The 16,885-nt window shown below is 68.4% G+C and carries 17 protein-coding genes; 4 read left to right on the top strand and 13 right to left on the bottom strand.

The window, feature by feature from the left end:
* The first annotated feature begins 356 nt into the window (after positions 1-356).
* Together ACZ45O_RS16115 and ACZ45O_RS16110 are read left to right on the top strand one after the other, a co-directional pair.
* Positions 357-590, top strand: a complete 234-nt coding sequence (locus ACZ45O_RS16115) for a DUF1540 domain-containing protein (protein WP_464854388.1) — start codon at positions 357-359, stop codon at positions 588-590.
* A gap of 28 nt (positions 591-618) precedes the next feature.
* Complete coding sequence (locus ACZ45O_RS16110) at positions 619-816, top strand: small, acid-soluble spore protein, alpha/beta type (RefSeq protein ID WP_464854386.1); 198 nt, start codon at positions 619-621, stop codon at positions 814-816.
* Positions 817-1,008: 192 nt separating this feature from the next.
* On the opposite strand, the gene ACZ45O_RS16105 is transcribed toward ACZ45O_RS16110, so the two are convergent.
* The 13 genes from ACZ45O_RS16105 to pdhA form a co-directional block, all read right to left on the bottom strand.
* Positions 1,009-1,797, bottom strand: a complete 789-nt coding sequence (locus ACZ45O_RS16105; RefSeq protein WP_464854385.1) for a LutC/YkgG family protein — start codon at positions 1,795-1,797, stop codon at positions 1,009-1,011.
* Positions 1,794-3,374, bottom strand: coding sequence for a LutB/LldF family L-lactate oxidation iron-sulfur protein (locus ACZ45O_RS16100; RefSeq protein WP_464854383.1), 1,581 nt, complete (start codon positions 3,372-3,374; stop codon positions 1,794-1,796). The genes ACZ45O_RS16105 and ACZ45O_RS16100 overlap by 4 nt, the downstream gene beginning before the upstream one ends.
* Positions 3,371-4,102 carry a (Fe-S)-binding protein gene (locus ACZ45O_RS16095; protein WP_464854381.1) on the bottom strand — a complete coding sequence of 244 codons (732 nt, stop codon included), beginning with the start codon at positions 4,100-4,102 and terminating at the stop codon, positions 3,371-3,373. Before ACZ45O_RS16095 ends, ACZ45O_RS16100 begins: the two co-directional genes overlap by 4 nt.
* A 13-nt stretch (positions 4,103-4,115) precedes the next feature.
* Entirely contained in the window at positions 4,116-5,900 is a 1,785-nt protein-coding gene (locus ACZ45O_RS16090) for an L-lactate permease (protein ID WP_464854380.1), read from the bottom strand.
* 293 nt (positions 5,901-6,193) lie between these two features.
* Entirely contained in the window at positions 6,194-6,478 is a 285-nt protein-coding gene (locus ACZ45O_RS16085; protein ID WP_464854379.1) for a YkuS family protein, read from the bottom strand.
* A 73-nt stretch (positions 6,479-6,551) separates the two neighbouring features.
* On the bottom strand, positions 6,552-6,740 hold the full coding sequence (locus ACZ45O_RS16080) for a hypothetical protein (protein WP_464854378.1): 189 nt from the start codon (positions 6,738-6,740) through the stop codon (positions 6,552-6,554).
* A gap of 81 nt (positions 6,741-6,821) precedes the next feature.
* Complete coding sequence (locus tag ACZ45O_RS16075) at positions 6,822-8,162, bottom strand: S1C family serine protease (protein WP_464854377.1); 1,341 nt, start codon at positions 8,160-8,162, stop codon at positions 6,822-6,824.
* Between the two features lie 97 nt (positions 8,163-8,259).
* Positions 8,260-9,636, bottom strand: a complete 1,377-nt coding sequence (locus tag ACZ45O_RS16070; protein ID WP_464854375.1) for a sensor histidine kinase — start codon at positions 9,634-9,636, stop codon at positions 8,260-8,262.
* A 7-nt stretch (positions 9,637-9,643) separates the two neighbouring features.
* The gene (locus ACZ45O_RS16065) at positions 9,644-10,330 is read right to left on the bottom strand and encodes a response regulator transcription factor (protein ID WP_464854373.1); all 687 of its coding nucleotides are present in this window, start codon (positions 10,328-10,330) and stop codon (positions 9,644-9,646) included.
* Between the two features lie 115 nt (positions 10,331-10,445).
* Positions 10,446-11,858 (bottom strand): dihydrolipoyl dehydrogenase, encoded by a 1,413-nt coding sequence (gene lpdA / locus ACZ45O_RS16060; RefSeq protein ID WP_464854371.1) that lies wholly within the window; start codon positions 11,856-11,858, stop codon positions 10,446-10,448.
* A gap of 9 nt (positions 11,859-11,867) precedes the next feature.
* Positions 11,868-13,196: a dihydrolipoamide acetyltransferase family protein gene (locus ACZ45O_RS16055; protein ID WP_464854369.1), complete on the bottom strand. Its 1,329-nt coding sequence runs from the start codon at positions 13,194-13,196 to the stop codon at positions 11,868-11,870.
* A gap of 23 nt (positions 13,197-13,219) precedes the next feature.
* Positions 13,220-14,200: an alpha-ketoacid dehydrogenase subunit beta gene (locus tag ACZ45O_RS16050; protein ID WP_464854367.1), complete on the bottom strand. Its 981-nt coding sequence runs from the start codon at positions 14,198-14,200 to the stop codon at positions 13,220-13,222.
* The gene (gene pdhA / locus ACZ45O_RS16045; protein WP_464854365.1) at positions 14,193-15,299 is read right to left on the bottom strand and encodes a pyruvate dehydrogenase (acetyl-transferring) E1 component subunit alpha; all 1,107 of its coding nucleotides are present in this window, start codon (positions 15,297-15,299) and stop codon (positions 14,193-14,195) included. Before pdhA ends, ACZ45O_RS16050 begins: the two co-directional genes overlap by 8 nt.
* Before the next feature lie 295 nt (positions 15,300-15,594).
* On the opposite strand from pdhA, the gene ACZ45O_RS16040 reads away from it, so the two are divergent.
* Together ACZ45O_RS16040 and lgt are read left to right on the top strand one after the other, a co-directional pair.
* Positions 15,595-15,921 (top strand): ArsR/SmtB family transcription factor, encoded by a 327-nt coding sequence (locus tag ACZ45O_RS16040; RefSeq protein ID WP_464854364.1) that lies wholly within the window; start codon positions 15,595-15,597, stop codon positions 15,919-15,921.
* A gap of 116 nt (positions 15,922-16,037) precedes the next feature.
* The gene (gene lgt, locus ACZ45O_RS16035) at positions 16,038-16,862 is read left to right on the top strand and encodes a prolipoprotein diacylglyceryl transferase (RefSeq protein WP_464854362.1); all 825 of its coding nucleotides are present in this window, start codon (positions 16,038-16,040) and stop codon (positions 16,860-16,862) included.
* Positions 16,863-16,885: the final 23 nt, after the last annotated feature.

Genomic DNA, 16,885 nt, shown 5'->3' with positions numbered 1-16,885 from the left:
GGGGAAAAGTCGGGCACAGCCCCAACCCTTTAAGGCGTGCTAGGTTCCTACGGTTCCACAATCCTGTGTTGAGACGATCTCAACCTCCAGATCAACGTGGCCCGGCCTGTCAGGCCCGTGCAATAGCACGGATTGTAAAGCACAAACCGCAGAATGTCAAGGCCAGAAATCGCCACGCCGTCTCATCTGAGTCGTCACCCCACCAGTTGGAGTGGCAACCTATCACAATATATCGCGTTCCGCCCCCGCCCGCAAGGGTCAAGGAGACAAATTCTCCGCGATTCGCGCGAGCGGTGCAGCGTTTGCCTGTATGAACGGTCGCCGATGCGCCGAGACTAGTTGGGGAGGTGAACGCGATGGCCAGTCAGCAGATCCGCTGCACCGTCAGCAGCTGCTACTACTACGGCGCCGGCGACAACTGCGTGGCCGAGGAGATCATGGTCCGCAGCAACCCCGCCACGCTCGGAAACGCCAACATGGAAGTTGGCGCCATGGGCGTTGAGGCGCGGACATCCAACCACACCCTGTGCGAAACCTTCATTCCCCAGGAGCGGGGACCTAAGCCGGGCATCCGCCGCATCGAGCGGTAACGCCAGCCAGACGGGGGGGGGATTTGCCATGGCACGCAGACGCTCACTGCTCTCCGACGAGACCAAGATGTACCTCGCACGTCTGCAGGGCGCCGGCGACCGGGTGCAGCCAGGCGACTACGGTCAGCTTACCTCCAGGGAAGCAGGGAACATGGTCAAGTACGCCATCATGGCAGCCCAGCAGGCGCTGGCCGGCCAGACTCCGGATCCTTCACGCAGCACATGAAGGAAGGGGGGCGACAGTCCCCCTTCCTTTCCTTGGTGAACGCCAGTGCAGGCCCCGCTCCCGTTCGCCCTCGCCGGCGCTGCTCCCCGGCAGCGGAACGAACGGCGGTCGGGGCCCGCACGCGATGACACTTCGGTCAGGTCCCGCCCCGCAGCCCCCGAGTGGTGGGGTTGACCTGCGGGCAGAAACGGCCTACTCGGGCAGTAGCACGGCGTGGAGGCTGCCGGGTCCGTGGACGCCGATGCTCAGGTCGTTCTCAATGTCTGCGCTGCGGCTGGGGCCGGTGATCAGCACCAGCGATGAGGGCAGCTCCCCCGCCTCCCCGACCCGCCTCACGGCTTCCGCCAGCGAGGGCAGCAACTGGTCCGGGCGGATCAGGGCGATGTGCACGGGGGGCAGCAGGCTGACCAGGCGCCCCCGGCCGGGTCCGGAGCTGAGCAGCAGCGTGCCCGTCTCCGCGACCGCCCAGTTGACCCCCGTGATCCCCGCAAGGGCGCGGGCCGCCAACTGTTTCGCATTCCAGCCCGGCGTGGCCTGCTGCCCAGCCTCCGGCGCGCTCTGCCCCCAGATCGCCAGGTCCAGGCCGGCGGCCTCCAGTGCGTCACGCAACCCCAGCGCTGCGACCACCGGGGCGTCCCAGGCCACCACCACCGGGCGATCCCCGCCGGGGGCCGGAGCACCAGCTCCGGCGACCTCGGCCTCCGCGCCTCCGCCCCTTGCCCCCCGGTCCTCCGGCAGCCCGGCCAACGTGGCCGCAACGCGCACCACGTACTCGCCGGCATCCGCCCGCGAACCGGCCCGGTAGGCGGTGCCGCCCAGCTTTTCCAGCTCCCGGGCGAACCGCTCCCAGAGGGCGTCCACCCCCCAGTCGGGACAGACAGGAGGCAGCGACCGGGCACTCGCCCAGCCCGCGCGCCCGGTCATGGGCCGATCCCGCCCTTTGCGGCGGGCCAGGGCTGTCAGGAACTCCTGCTCCGTCATCCGCGCCCCACCTCCCTCCCGGGCTGATCCGGCCCCTGCGCCTCCGCCGTCCGGGACCGTGCTTCCGCCGGCCGGGACGACCCCGCTACACGCCGGGTGGGCTCAGCGGCCAGGTCCCGCCAACGCTCCCGGAAGGAGCGCCGGGCCAGCACAGGAACCTGCCGGCCAGCGGCCCAGGCGGCGAGGGGGCCGGGGCCCCGCTCTGACCAGTGGCCGTCGCCGCCGAACTGGCCCCGCTGCAGCCACCGGGCGAGCCGGCCGCTCAGCCGGTAGGTCCACGGGCGGCGCCAGGCCCAGGCCACCAGCCGCATCGCCAGCCGCTCCCCGGCGCCGCTGCGGCCCGCGGCCACGTGCTCCTCCCGCAGGCGCACCAGCATGTCGTGCAGGGGAATGCCCACAGGGCAGACCTCGTCGCAGGCGGCGCAGAGGCTGCTGGCCATCGGCAGGTCAGACCACTCGGCCCGGCCGGCCAGCAGCGGGGTGATCACCGCGCCGATGGGGCCGCTGTAGACCCCGCCGTAGGCGTGCCCGCCGATCTGCCGGTAGACCGGGCAGACGTTGAGGCAGGCCCCGCAGCGGATGCAGGTGAGCACCTGCTCGTACGCGCTGCCGAGAAGCTGCGAGCGCCCGTTGTCCAGGAAGATCACGTGGAGCTCCTCCGGGCCGTCGAGCTCGCCAGGCCGCCGCGGGCCCGTGATCAGGTGGGTGTAGGTGGTGATCTGCTGCCCGGTGGCGCTGCGGGCCAGCAACGCCAGCAGGGGCGAGAGGTCCGCCAGCGTGGGGATGACCTTCTCGATGCCCACGATGGCCACGTGGACCGGCGGCGCCGAGGTGACCAGCCGGCCGTTTCCCTCGTTGGTCACCAGCACCAGCGTGCCGCTCTCCGCCACCACGAAGTTGGCGCCGCTCACACCGATCTCGGTGCGCAGGAACTTCTCCCGCAGCACCCGGCGGGCCACGGCCGTCAGCGTCGGCGTGTCGGTGGGCAGCTCCTGCCCGATCACACGGCCGAAGAGCTCCGCCACCTGCTCCCGGGTCTTGTGAATGGCGGGGATGATGATGTGCGACGGCGTCTCGCCGGCCAGCTGGACGATGTACTCGCCCAGGTCGCTCTCCACCGCCTCGATGCCGGCCCGGGCCAGGACCTGGTTCAGGTGCACCTCCTCAGAGGCCATCGACTTGGATTTGACCACCAGATCGGCGCCGCGCCGGCGGGCGATCTCGAGGACCACCCGCCCCACGTCGTCTGCCGTGCGGGCAAAGTGGACCTGCCCGCCACGCCGTCGGATCTGCTCGGCCGCCTGGCCCAGGTAAAAGTCCAGATGAGCCACCGCATGCTGCCGGATGGCCGCCGCCCGGGCCCGGACCTCCTCGAAGTCGCCCAGGGCGAGCCCCTCCTCGGCGGAGGCCCGCAGCGCCTCCATCGCCTGGCGGCGCATGCGGAAGAGCCGGTCGGTGGTAAAGCGCAGGGCCCCTCGCAAGCGGCCATCGGCTAGGGCGCGGGAGACCCGCTCATCAAATGTCTTCCCACCCAGGCCGCCAGCGGGTTCAGTCGCGCCCGCACCCGGCTTGTTCATCCCAGGCCCACCCCCTCGGCCAGCAGGTTCGCCAGGTGCAGCACCCGCACCCGGGAGCCCAGGCGGCGCAGGCGGCCCTCCAGCTGCATCAGGCATGCCGCGTCAGTCCCCACCAGCAGGTCGGCGCCGGTGGCGTGCAGGTGCTCGATCTTCTCGTCCGCCATCGCCACGGAGATCTCCGGCTGCTTGATGCTGAAGGTGCCCCCGAAGCCGCAGCACAGGTCCTGCCGCGCCATCTCCGCCAGCTCGAGCCCCCGCACCCGCCGCAGAAGGCGCAGCGGCGGCTCGGTCACCCCCAGCACCCGGGCCATGTGGCAGCCGTTGTGGTAGACCGCCCGGCCGCGGTATGCAGCGCCCAGGTCCTCCACCCCCAGCACCTCCACCAGGAACTCGGAGAGTTCATAGGTCCGCGCCGCCACCTGCCGGGCCCGCTCCAGCAGCGCGGGTTCCTCCCGGAAAAGCTCTGCGTAGTGGCCTCGCACCATGCCGGCGCACGAGCCCGACGGGGCCACGATGCATTCGCTGTCGGCGAACGCCGCGAGGTGCGTGCGAGCCAGGGCCTTCGCCTCGGCGTGGAAGCCGCTGTTCCACATCGCCTGGCCGCAGCAGGTCTGCCCCTCAGGGAAGTCCACCTGCACTCCCAGGTGGCGCAGCAGCCGCACGGTGGCCATCCCCACCTCAGGGAAGAGCTGGTCGGCCAGGCAGGTGATGAAGAGGGAGACGCGCATTCCGCCCATCCCCCTACATCCCCGAGGCGCGGCCCGCCTGCGACACGGACGCCGCGCTGGCGCGGGCGCGCACGAGGATGCCGAGCCCCACCAGCAGCAGTCCGGCCAGCACGATGGTGCCGAGGTTTAGCCCGAGGCCGTAGTTCCAGATGTAAGCCAGCGAGCCGGCCAGCAATACATAGTAGGTCATGGGGATGATGGTCTTGCGGATCATCGCCCCCTCCCTGCCGGCAAGGCCCACCACCGCGGACGCCGCAACCACGTTGTGGACGGTGATCATGTTGCCCGCGGCGCCGCCCACCGCCTGTGCCGCCACCACCACCTCTCGGATGGCCCCGATCTGGTCGGCCACGCCCCACTGGAAGAGCGCGAACATCATGTTGGAAACGGTGTTGGAGCCGGCGACGAACGCCCCGAGCGCCCCGATCCAGGGGGCAAAGAACGGCCACGCGGCCCCTGCGGCGTTGGCGGCGGCGGTGGCCAGGGTGAGGGGCATCGACGCCAAGCCTGCGGCGCCGCCGTCAGAGTTGATGAAGACCCGCACCATCGGCACGGCGAAGAGCAGCGCCGGCGCCGCCCCGAGCACCTGCTTGAAGGCCGAAGACCAGGCCCGCCCCACCGCAGGCCGGTTCATGCCGTGGAGCGCCACCACCGCCAGCGAGACAAGGATGAAAATGAAGCCCGGCGAGTAGAGCGGCGTCACCGAGGCTGAGAGGCCGGTGCCGAAAATGTCGCTCCAGCCAATCACGATGTTGCTCAGCGGCGCCTTCAGCCCCACCTGGGGAATCCGCGTCAGCACCAGCAGCGCCGCCACCAGCACGTAGGGCATCCAGGCCTTGAGCAGGGTCATACCGGGCCGCTCCTCGCCCGCCTCGCCTTCCATCGTGCCCATCCAGTCCTTCTCCCACCGGGTCCGCTGCGGGAAGTCGAAGACCTCGTCGGGCACCAGGAAGCCCTTCCGCGCAGCGGTCACCACGATGGCCAGGCCCACGAGCCCGCCGATGAGGGAGGGGAACTCCGGCCCCAGGAAGTAGGCCACCAGCAGGTAGGGAGCGGTCATGGCGAAGGCGGCGAAGAGCGCGAACTTCCATGCCTTCAGGCCCTCAGCGAAGGAGCGGCGCTCGCCATAGAAACCGGTGAGGAAGCTGCTGATGATGAGCGGAATCAGGGTGCCGGCCGCCGCGTGCAGCACCGCCGCCCGCCAGGCAATCTGCCAGAGGTAGTCGGTCCACTGCCCGAAGCCGCCCGCCGCCACGTAGCTCTGCACCATCTCCGTGGTCAGCCCGGTGCTGACCCCCACCAGAATCGGCGTCCCGATGGCGCCGAAGGTCACGGGGGTCGACTGGATGATCAGGCCCACCATGACGGCAGCCGACGCCGGAAAGCCCAGGGCCAGCATCAGCGGCCCGGCCACCGCGGCGGGCGTGCCGAAACCGGCCGCGCCCTCGATGAAGCTGCCGAAGAGCCAGCCCACGATAATGGCCTGAATGCGCCGGTCGGGGCTGATATCCATGAACCCCCGGCGGATGGTGGCCACGGCGCCGCTCTCCCGCAGCGTGGCCAGCAAGAGCAGCGCGCCGAACACGATGAACAGGATGTCCAGGGCCACCACGACCCCCTGCGCGATGGAGCCGGCCACGCGCAGGACGCTCACCTTCCACACCGTCACGGCCACCACGGCCGTCACGACCAGCGCCAGGGGCATGGCCCGGCTCGCCGGCCAGCGCAGGATGACCAGGAACAGGAATACGGTGACAATGGGACTGACGGCCAGCAACGCAAGTACGCCAGACGACACCAGAGACGCCCCCCCCCTTGCTCGGCCCGACCCTCAGACCCGTGGACGGCCGTGCGCGCGCCCCCGGCAGCCACCTGGTCAGATGGTCAGACCATCGGTCCATCTATATTGGCCAGTCTCCGCCGAATTCCTCCTTTTTCTTATTGTTATTCTTATCACATCAAAGTTCCGCCGGAAGCTTCCTTGCCCGGCACGATAGAATAGGGGCTGAACCCCCCGGGCACGTAGGCTGGGAGGCGTACCACATGTAAGAAAGGGGGGCGACAGGCCCCCCTTCCTTTCCTTGGTGAACGCTATTGCAGGCCCCGCTCCCTCACCTGCCGGACCACCTCGTCGACGGTCTTGCCCGTGGCGTCGATCACCGGGAAGCGATTGCCGTTGGTGTCGTGAATGCCCATGAAGTTGTTGGACATGCCGGTGACCACGGCCGCGCCGACACCCTCCATCTTCCCGGGAGACAGCTTGGTGATCTTGTACCCTTCGGCCCGCAGGGCCTGCTTCACATTCTCAAGGCCGTCTTCCACGGCGATGCGCATCGACACCACCTCCGCACAGGTCTGGTCTGCTCGCAGAGTCACGAGGCCAGAACATAGTCTGCGCGGGGGGCCCGTTTCCATGCCCGCCGCCGGGCGGCAGGATCTGGCTGCCGGCTCAGCGGCCGCCTTCGCGGCCGGACGTCCTGGCCCGGTTCCGGCTTACCTGCCCGGCCGGCGCCCCGAGCTGCGGGTCGTCAGGGCTGTCCATCGCCACCAGCGACGGGGATCCATGGTCCAGGCCCATCGACTGCGCCGCGTCGCCGCGGCTGCCTGCCTGCATCCTCTGGCGTTTCTTCTTCGCCACGGTCCGATTCCTCCTTCTTGCGGGCAGCGGTCCCGCAGGCTTAGTCTGCCCGCTCCCGGGAGAAATCGGCGCATACCGGGGCTATTCTTCGGGCCGGGCGCCCAGCGTCGCCTTCATCGTCAGCCGCTCGCCGTCGCGCACGACCGTCAGTTCAACCTCATCGCCCACCTTGTACTGCAGAATGCGGGCCACCAGGGCGCTGCTGTCGGTCACCTTCTGCCCGTCCACGGCGACGATGACGTCGGCGCTGATCAGGCGGTCGAGCCGGTCATACTCCGCCGAACGCAGGCCGGCCTCCTCGGCCGCCGTGCCCGGAACCACCGACAGGACCACGGCGCCCTCGGCCGCCTCCAGACCCAGCACCCGGGCGTACCACTCGTCCACGTCGCCCAGGTAGACGCCCAGATAGGGCCGCTCAACGGTCTCGCCAGCCATCAGCGTGGGCAGAATCGCCTTGGCGGTGTTGATGGGCACCGCGAAGCCGAGACCGACGTTGCCCGAGAACTGCGACGGCGCCTCGATGGCCGTGTTCACACCGATGACCTCGCCCCGGCTGTTGAGCAGGGGCCCGCCGGAGTTCCCCGGGTTGATGGCCGCATCGGTCTGAATGGCGCCGGGAATGGACGTCGTCCGCTCAACGATCTCGCGTCCCAGCGCGGAGATGATGCCGGCCGTCACGGTGAAGTCGTGGCCGTAGGGGTTGCCGATGGCGATGGCCAGCTCGCCCACCTGCACCTCGTCGGAATCGCCCAGGGTCACGGCCACCAGCGCCTTATCGCCGGGATCCACCTTGAGCACCGCGAGGTCGCTGGTGCGGTCCGTACCGACCACCTGGGCCTGCAAGGTGGTGCCGTCGAGGAACTCCACCGTGATGCGCCGGGCGTTCTCGATGACGTGGTAGTTGGTCAGAATGTACCCCTCCGGGTCCACCACGAAGCCTGACCCGCTGCCCCGGGTGCGGTAATAGCCGAAGCCGCCCTCCACATCCACCGAAACCACCGCCGGGGCCACCCGCCGGTAGATCTCGGGAATGACGCTGGCCCCGACCTCAGCCACCGTCTGGCTGACCGGCTGGATGGAGGTGATCGGCGCGGTCTGCTGGTAGTTCGCCGGCTGCGCGGCGAGATGCTGCTTCATCAGATAGTAGGTGGAACCGCTGCTGACAGCGGCCGAAAGCATCACCAGGGCCACGGCGCCGGCGACAAGCTTCCACCCCCGGCCCCGGCCGCTCTGCTTCTCCCTCGCCCGCGGCTCGAACCGAGGCGGGTCGTACAGCACGGCCGGAGGCGCGGCCGGCTGAGGTGCAGGAATCTCGGGCAGTTCCAGTTCCGGACGGGATTCGGACTGCTGCTCCGAAACGCCCTCCGCTGCCGGCTCTTCCGGATTCGCGTCGGGTTTGGGATCAAACTTATCGTCAAACATGGGCGGCGTCCTCCTTATGCACCCCATTGTCCAATAGCCTGCACTCTCATCTTAGGACGCCCTGCTGAAAGGGAACTGAACGGTTTCTTAAGGGAAGCTAAGAATTTGTCTGCGGGACGGCCGGCCGGTAGATGGGCAGCCACAGGCTGAACGTGGAGCCCTCGCCCACCGTGCTCTCCGCCGTCAGCCGGCCGCCGTGGAGCCCGGCCACCCACGAAGCGATGGCCAGCCCCAGCCCGCTGCCGCCCCGCGACCGGGCCGGATCGGCGCGGAAGAACCGGTCGAACACCCGGGGCAGATCTTCCGGCGCGATGCCCGGGCCGGTGTCGATCACCTGCAGGACGACGCCGTCGCCCTGCCGGCCGGCCCGCACGGTCACCGACCCGCTGGTGGTGTACTTGAAGGCGTTGTCCAGCAGGATCAGGAGGGCCCTGCGCAGCCACGCTTCGTGGCCCAGCACCATCACGCGGTCCAGCGCCGGGGGAAGCTCCAGGCGGAACTCAACCTGGTGCGGCAGGGCCTCGGCCTTGTGGCAGACGTCGCGCACCAGGAGGCCCAGGGAGAGCGGCTCCAGTTCCGGCTTCTGGCCGGCGTCTGCCCGGGCCATGGCGAGCAGCTCCTCCAGCAGCTCCGACATGCGGGCGGCCTCCGCCTTCATGTCGGAGAGGGCTTCGGGGTCCAGCGTGCCCGCCCGCTCCAGGTAGTCGATGTTGCCGCGGATGATCGTGAGCGGCGTGCGGAGCTCGTGAGAGGCATCGGCGACGAACCGCTTCTGGGCGTCCACCGCGGCCGCCAGGCGCCCGTACAGCTCCTGCAGCTGGTCCAGCATGCCGTTGAAGGTGTGCACCAGGCGGCCCACTTCATCGCGGGGACCGCTGTACGGAACCCGGAGGCTGAGGTCCGCCGACTGCCCGATGGACTCCGCCGCGCCGGCCACGCGCTGCACCGGCGCGATCGCCCGTCCCGCCAGCCACCAGGCCACGGCGCCCGTCAGCAGGGCGAAGCCGGCCATTCCCGCGCCCAGGATGGGCCGCAGGCTCGTGAGCACCCGCTCCAGCAGGCGCAGCGGCTGCGCCACCTGCACCCAGAAGACCGGCTGCTCGTTCACGTAGACGGGCAGGGTGTACAGGCGGTACGGCTCACCGTTGACATCCCGTTCGGTGGTGTAGGTGGCCCTGCCCCCCCGCGCCTCCGCCGGCACGGGGAAGGTGCCGAAATCGCTGGACTGCGCGATGACCAGCTCATCGGTGCGCACCAGGATGAAGGTCGACCGGTCCGCAAGGCTCCGCAGCGGGGGGATGCGCCAGAATCGCTGCATGTTCTCCGCCACCCGCCACGCCACGGAGTGGAGCGAGGCATCCACCTCGCGGATGTAGTTCCACTGCAGCGCGCCGTACGTGAGGAAGCTGAACAGCAGCAGGGCGGCCGTCAGCTGGGCCGTGTAGAACAAGGCGAGCCTGAGCCGAAGCGACACGTGTGGCTCACTCCTTCAGGACGTATCCGACGCCCCGCACCGTCTGGATCAGCCGCGGCTCTCCCCCGGCTTCGAGCTTCGACCGCAGGTAGGCAACGTAAACCTCCAGCACGTTGGACTCGCCGGAGTAGTCGTAACCCCACACCTTCTCCATGAGGGTGTCGCGGGTGAGCACCTGGCGCGGGTGCGAGAGAAAGAGGTGCAGGAGCTCGTACTCCTTGGCCGTGAGCGAGATCTGCCGGTCGCCGCGGAACGCCTCGCGGGTGGCAGTGTCGAGCCGGAGGTCGGCGTACTGCAGCACGCGGTGGCCGTCCTCCCCCTGGGCGGCGGCGCCGCGGCGGCTCAGGGCCCGCAGCCGGGCCAGCAGCTCCTCCAGGGCGAACGGCTTGACCAGGTAGTCGTCGGCGCCCAGATCGAGCCCCTTCACCCGGTCGCTCACCGCATCGCGGGCGGTCAGCATCAGGATGGGAAACGTCTCGCCGGCCGCCCGGATGCGCCGGCAGACCTCGAGCCCGTCGACATCCGGCATCATGATGTCGAGCACCATCAGATCCGGCGGCGAGGCGCCGACGATGCGCAAGGCCTCCGTGCCGCTGTTGGCGACGGTGACGTCGTATCCCTCCAGCGCCAGGCTCCTACGCAGGAAGGCGGTGATCTTGGGATCGTCGTCCACCACGAGAACACGGAGCGGCATGCGGAATCACCCCTTTGCGCGCATTTCATCTTTAGTATAGGGGAACCGTTCACCGCTGCGAAAGGGGACGCGAAAACGGGGCCGGAGGGCTGCTTCCCTCAGGCCCCGTTTGTGGCTACTTGCGCCCGGCTTTCTCGATGCTGTGCATCCAGGAGAGCGCCGCCTCCAGAATTCCCTCCGAGAGCGTCGGGTGGTAATGGGGCGTGAGCGCCACGTCCTCCACCTGAGCCCCCATCTCCAGGGCCAGGGCGATCTCGCCGATCAGCTCCGACACCTCGGGACCGACCATCTGCGCCCCCAGCAGGAGCCCGGTCTGACGATCGCCCACCAGCTTGACCATGCCGTCGGACTCGCCCATGGTCAGCGCGCGGCCCACGGCGGCGAAGTTGTACCGGGAGACGACGGGGTCGTAGCCCTGCTCCTTCGCCTGCGCCTCCGTGAGGCCCACGTAGGCGATCTCCGGATCGGTGAAGATCACCGCCGGCACCGTCTGCCAGTCAGCCGCCGCCGGCTTGCCGGCGATGGCCTCGGCGGCCACCCGGCCCTGGGCGCTGGCCTTGTGCGCCAGCATCACCGGCGAGCAGACATCCCCGATGGCGTAGATGTGGGGGACGTTGGTCCGCATCTGCTCATCGACGGGGATGAAGCCCTTCTCGTCCACCTTCACCCCGGCCTTGTCCAGCTGCAGCCCCTCGGTGTACGGCGCCCGGCCGACGGAGACGAGCACCTTGTCCGCCTCGATCTCCTGCTCCCGGCCCTCGCCGTCCTGCACCTTCACCTTGCCGTTCTGCAGGCCCCCCGACGCCCGGGAGTTCAGCATGACGGTCACCCCGAGCCGCCGAAGGCGGCGCATCAGCACGTTCACCAGGTCGGGGTCGGTGCCGGGCAGGAGCTGGCCGGTCGCCTCGATGATGGTCACCTTCGACCCCAGCTTGGCGTAGGCGATCCCCAGCTCCACGCCGATGTAGCCGCCGCCCACGACCACGAACCGGGCAGGAATCTCCCGGAAGGCCAGGGCGCCCCGGGCATCGACGACGTTCTCCCCGTCCAGGGGGAAGAACGGCGGGTTGATGGCCGTGGAGCCCGTGGCGATGATGGCGTGCTTGAAGCCGTAGGCGGCCGTGCCGCCCTCGTTCAGCTCCACCTCCAGCGAGTGGGGGTCGGTGAAGCGCGCCTTGCCGCGCACGACCTCCACCTGACCGGTCTTCATCAATGAGGCCACGCCGGCGGTCAGCCGCTTGATCACCCGGTTCTGCTTCCACTCCTGTGTCTTGGCGAAGTCGACCTCTACGCTGCCCTTCACCACCAGCCCCATATCCCCGGCGTTGCCCACCTTGTGCAGCAGGTCTCCCACCGAGATCAGGGCCTTGGACGGGATGCAGCCATGGTTCAGGCACGTCCCGCCCAGTTCCTCGCTCTCGATCAGGGTCACGTCCAGGCCCAGCTGCGAAGCCCGCTGCGCGGCCACATAGCCGCCGGGGCCCGCGCCAATGACCACCACGTCGGTGCCTGTCTTGATGGAACCCATCACCACGGTTTACATCGCCTCCATCATGAGCAGGGTTGGGTCGCTCAGCAGCTCCGCGATGCGCAGGAGGAACCGGGTGGCCATGCCGCCGTCGATCAGGCGGTGGTCGAAGGAGAGCGCCAGGTGCGCGATCTTGCGGATTGCGATCTCGCGGCCGCGCACCACCGGCCGGTCCGCGGTCTTCCCGATACCCAGAATCGCCACCTCGGGGTGGTTGATGACCGGGGTGAAGAATAGCCCGCCGATGGAGCCCTGGTTGGAGATCGTGAACGTGGAGCCCCGCATCTCCTCCGGCTTCAGCTTCCCCTCGCGGCCGCGGGCGATCAGGTCGTTCATCTCCGCGGCGATGGTGAAGACCGACTTGCGGTCGGCGTCTTTGATGACGGGCACCAGCAGGCCGGCATCGGTATCAAGCGCGAACCCGATGTGGTACGACCTGTGCAGCACGATCTCCTGCGCCTCATCGTCGATGGAGGCGTTCAGGTAGGGGAACTCCCGCAGGGCCACGACGACCGCCTTGATGACGAAGGGCATGAACGACAGCTTGATGCCCTTCCGCGCGGCCAGCTCCTTCACCTGCGCGCGGAAGGCCAGCAGATCCGTCATGTCCACCTCTTCCACTGCTGTAACGTGCGGAGCTGTATATTTCGACTTCACCATCCTTTCGGCGATGACCTTCCGGATCCCTCTCAGCGGGAGGCGCTCATCGCCTGCGGCGGCTTCGGCCGCGGGGGAGGGCGCGCCGGCCTCCGCCGCTGCGGGCGCGGCCGCGCCCGGCTGGGCCTGCGCGGGGGCGATCTGGCCGCTGGCAAACGCGCGCACGTCGTCGCTGGTCACACGGCCGCCGGGGCCGGTGCCCGGCACCTGGTTGATGTCGACCCCCAGCTCCCGGGCCAGCCGCCGGGTGGCCGGGGCGGCCAGGGCGCGGCGTACCGGCGCCGGTTGAGCCGCGGGAGCCGGCGCCGAGGCCGCCGCAGGGGCCTGCGCCGCGGCTGCGGCGGGCGCCGGCACGTCCAAAGACGCCTGCGGCTGGTCCCCGCCCGGCGCTGCGGCGGCCACGCCCGCGGAAACCTCCTCGGCGGTGGGCATGCCGCCCGGCGACCCGTCGTCGAAGATCACCACCACGCTGTGGACCTTCAGGATGTCGCCGGGCTGGCCGAAGAGCTTGACCACCTTGCCGTTCACCGGCGACGTAATCTCCACCGCGGCCTTGTCGGTCTGCACCTCCATGATCGGCTGGTCTTCGGTGACGGTGTCGCCCTCCTTCACCAGCCAGCGCAACAGCTCGGCTTCGTGCAGCCCCTCGCCCACGTCGGGCAGTTTGAACTCGAATGCCATGGTTCCGTGTGCTCCTCTCGCTGCTAGTAGGTCCTGACCGCTTGCATCGCGTCGAGAACCCGGCCGGCGTCGGGGATGTACAGGTCTTCGCTCAGCAGGTAGGGCATCGGGACGTCGAAGCCGCTCACCCGGGCCACCGGCGCCTCCAGGTACTCCAGCGCGTGGTCGTTGATCAGGGCGATCAGCTCGCTGTGGAAGCCGCCGGTCCGGGGGGCCTCGCTGACCACCACGGCGCGGCCGGTCTTCTTCACCGAGCCGATGATGGTGTCCAGGTCCAGCGGGTTCAGCGACCGCAGGTCGATGACCTCAGCCTGCCAGCCGTGCTGGGCAGCCGCCTGCTCGGCCGCCTCCAGCGCCGTGTGCACGTGCACGCCGTAGGTGAGCACCGTCATGTCGCTTCCCTCCCGGACGACGGCCGCCTGGCCCAGGGGCACGGTGTAGTGTCCCTCGGGCACTTCGGCCCGGAACGCCCGGTACAGCCGCTTGGGCTCCATGAAGAGGACCGGGTCGGGGTCCTCGATGGCGGCCAGCAGCAGCCCCTTCGCGTCGTACGGATTCGACGGGGCCACCATCTTCAGACCAGGAATATTCAGGTACCAGTTTTCGATGGACTCAGAATGGTGCTCCAGCGCCTTGATGCCGCCCCACGATGGAACACGCACCACCATGGGGCAGGTGAAGCGGCCCCGGCTGCGGTGGCGGATGCGGGACAGGTGGTTGGCCACCTGCTCGTGCGCCGGCGCCAGGAAACCGTCAAACTGAACCTCCACGACCGGCTTCAGGCCATTGACGGCCATGCCGATGGCGGCGCCCATGAAGCCCGACTCCGCCAGGGGGCAGTCGATCACCCGGTCGGGCCCGAACTCATCGATGAGCTTGTCAGTGGCGCGGAAGACGCCGCCGTTGATGCCGATGTCCTCACCCAGCAGGACCACGCTGCTGTCCTGCCGCATGGCGACGCGCAGGGCGTCGTTGATCGCCTGGATCAGGGTCAGCTTAGCCACGGGCCCCGCCCTCCTTCCTGGCCAGGTAGGCCTTCAGTTCTTCCTTCTGGCGCAGCAGGTTCGGCGTCGGCTCCGCGTAGAGGTAGTCGAACAGCTCGTCGACCGACGGGCGCGGCATGGCCTCCGCCTCGGCGACCGCCGCCGCCACCCGCTCCCGCGCCGCGCTCCAGAGCGCCTCATCGTCGCTGTCCGACCAGTTGCCCTGTGCCGCCAGGTAGCGCCGCAGCCGCTCGATGGGATCCTTCGCCTGCCACTCCTCCAGCTCTTCCTGGGCGCGGTAGCGCTTGGGGTCGTCGCTCGTGGTGTGCGGCCCGTAGCGGAAGGTCACCGATTCGATGAGGGTCGGCCCACCGCCGGACCTGGCGCGCTCGATGGCCTCGTGCATCACGGTCAGCACCGCCAGCACGTCCTGCCCGTCCACCCGGACGCCGGCGATGTCGTAGGCCAGGGCCCGCTGGGCGATGGTGGGCGCCTTGAACTGGCGGCTGATCGGCGTGGAGATCGCGTACCGGTTGTTCTGGATGAAGAAGATGGCCCCGACGTTAAATACGGAAGCGAAGTTCAGCGCCTCGTGGAAGTCGCCGGGCGAGGTGCCGCCGTCGCCGGCGTAGCCGACGGCCACGGTGTCCTCCCCCCTCAGCTTCCCGGCCCAGGCGGCCCCCACCGCGTGCAGGAGCTGGGTCGCGATGGGAATGGAGATGGGGAAGGCGTTCACGCCTTCAGGGGCGCGGCTGCCCTGCTCGTCGCCCATGAAGTAGCGCAGGATGTTGACCAGCGGAACGCCCATCACGTGCATCGCGCCGTGGTCGCGGTAGGTGGGGAAAATCCAGTCCCGATCGGGCCGCAGCAGATACGCCGAACCCACCTGGCTGGCCTCCTGCCCGCTGAACGGGGCGAAGGTGCCCATGCGCCCCTGGCGCTGCAGATTGAGGCACCGCTGGTCGTACACCCGTAGGAAGACCATCTTGCGGTAGACGTCCTTCAACACGTCGTGGCTCAGGAAATCCGGCAGCGGTTCCAGCAGCGTGCCGTCGGCCTGCAGAACCCGCCGCACGGGAAAGAGCTGTTCCCCCCGGGTCAGAGCGGTCTCTACCTTCACACGAAGACCTCCTTCTGTCGTGGTGCATGTGTGTTGTGGTGCATGTGATGTATCTTGCCGCCCGAAAAGCGATTAATACCGCCGCAGGACTGCATTTCACCGGGAATGCGTTGACACTGTAGGAACACATTCCTATAATGTTTGTTTCATATCTTGGCCTCAGCGATACGGGTATTGGAAAATTTGATTCGACATGGTTCGACTCTGATTGACAAGTGGATCAATCTTCGCGATGATAATTGCAACGGGTGATAAATTTCTATTTAAGTGTCTGTTATACTGGGGGTGGGATTCCGTGGAGCAGGATCGGCGCATTTACGAGATGCAGGCCCGCCTCTGCCAGGTGCTGGCAAGCCCGAAGCGTCTCGAGATCCTTTACACCTTGAAGGACAAAGAGATGACTGCGGGTGACCTCGCCAAGGCCGTCGACGTTACAATGCCCAATCTGTCGCAGCATCTTTCTCTGATGAAACAGCACGGACTGGTTGAGTCCCGCAAGGAAGGGCTCAACATGTACTATCGGGTCGCCTCCGAACAGATTCTCGAGACCCTGGCTTCGGTGCGCAAGGTGCTGGTTGAGCAACTGGCCAAGCAGTCAAAGCTCCTGGAACAGGTGAAGTAGTCCCTGCTCGCAACGCGACAAGACCGGGTGCCCCGCCAGGCATCCGGTCTTCCCTATCTTCGTGTTGGCTGGCATAATGGGGATGTTGGGACGCACACGCATGGAGGAGGGCCATCATGCCGCCTATCGCATTCATCAACCCTGTGGCCATCCAGATCGGCCCGCTGGCCATCCGCTGGTACGGGATCATCATCGTATCGGCCATCGCGCTGGCCATCTGGCTGGCAGGCCATTATGCCAGGGATCGCGGGCTTGACCCCGAGTTCGTCTCCGATCTGGCCATGGTCCTGGTGCCGGCGGGCATCCTGGGCGCACGCCTGTACGAGGTCTTCTTCCTGCAGTGGCCGTACTACAGCCAGCACCCGGGGCAGATCCTGAAGATCTGGGAGGGCGGCCTCGCGATTCACGGGGCCGTGCTGGGCGGGGCGATCGCCGCGGCCATCTACCTGCCCCGCCGGCGGCAGCCCTTCTGGCCGTGGGCCGACGTGGCCGGCGTGGTCCTGCCGCTGGCGCAGGCCATCGGGCGCTGGGGCAACTTCTTCAACCAGGAGGCCTACGGCGATCCTGCCCCGGCCGGGCTCGTCCGCCTCATGCCGGGCTGGCTGCGCGAGGGCATGACCATCCACGGCACCGTCATGCACCCGACCTTCCTGTATGAGTCGCTGTGGAACCTCGTGACCTTCGGCCTCCTCCACCTGGCTTACCGGCGGCGCCAGAAGCCCGGGGTCGTCTTCAGCCTCTACCTGATCCTCTACAACGCCGGGCGCTTCGCCATCGAGTCGATTCGGCAGGACTCTTCCTTCATCTTCGGGAGGATCCGCGTGGCCCAGCTGGCCGCGGTCCTCCTGGCGCTGCTCGGCCTCGCGCTGCTGCTCTACCACCTGCGGCGGGATGCGGCCCCGCCGGATGCCCAGCAGCCCCCCGAGTCCGCGGACAGTTAATGATGGCCCAGATTATAAAGCGC

The organism is Symbiobacterium turbinis, from assembly GCF_055383075.1.
Note: the sequence above shows the minus strand (reverse complement) of the source record. Positions and strands in the feature narration are given on the sequence as shown.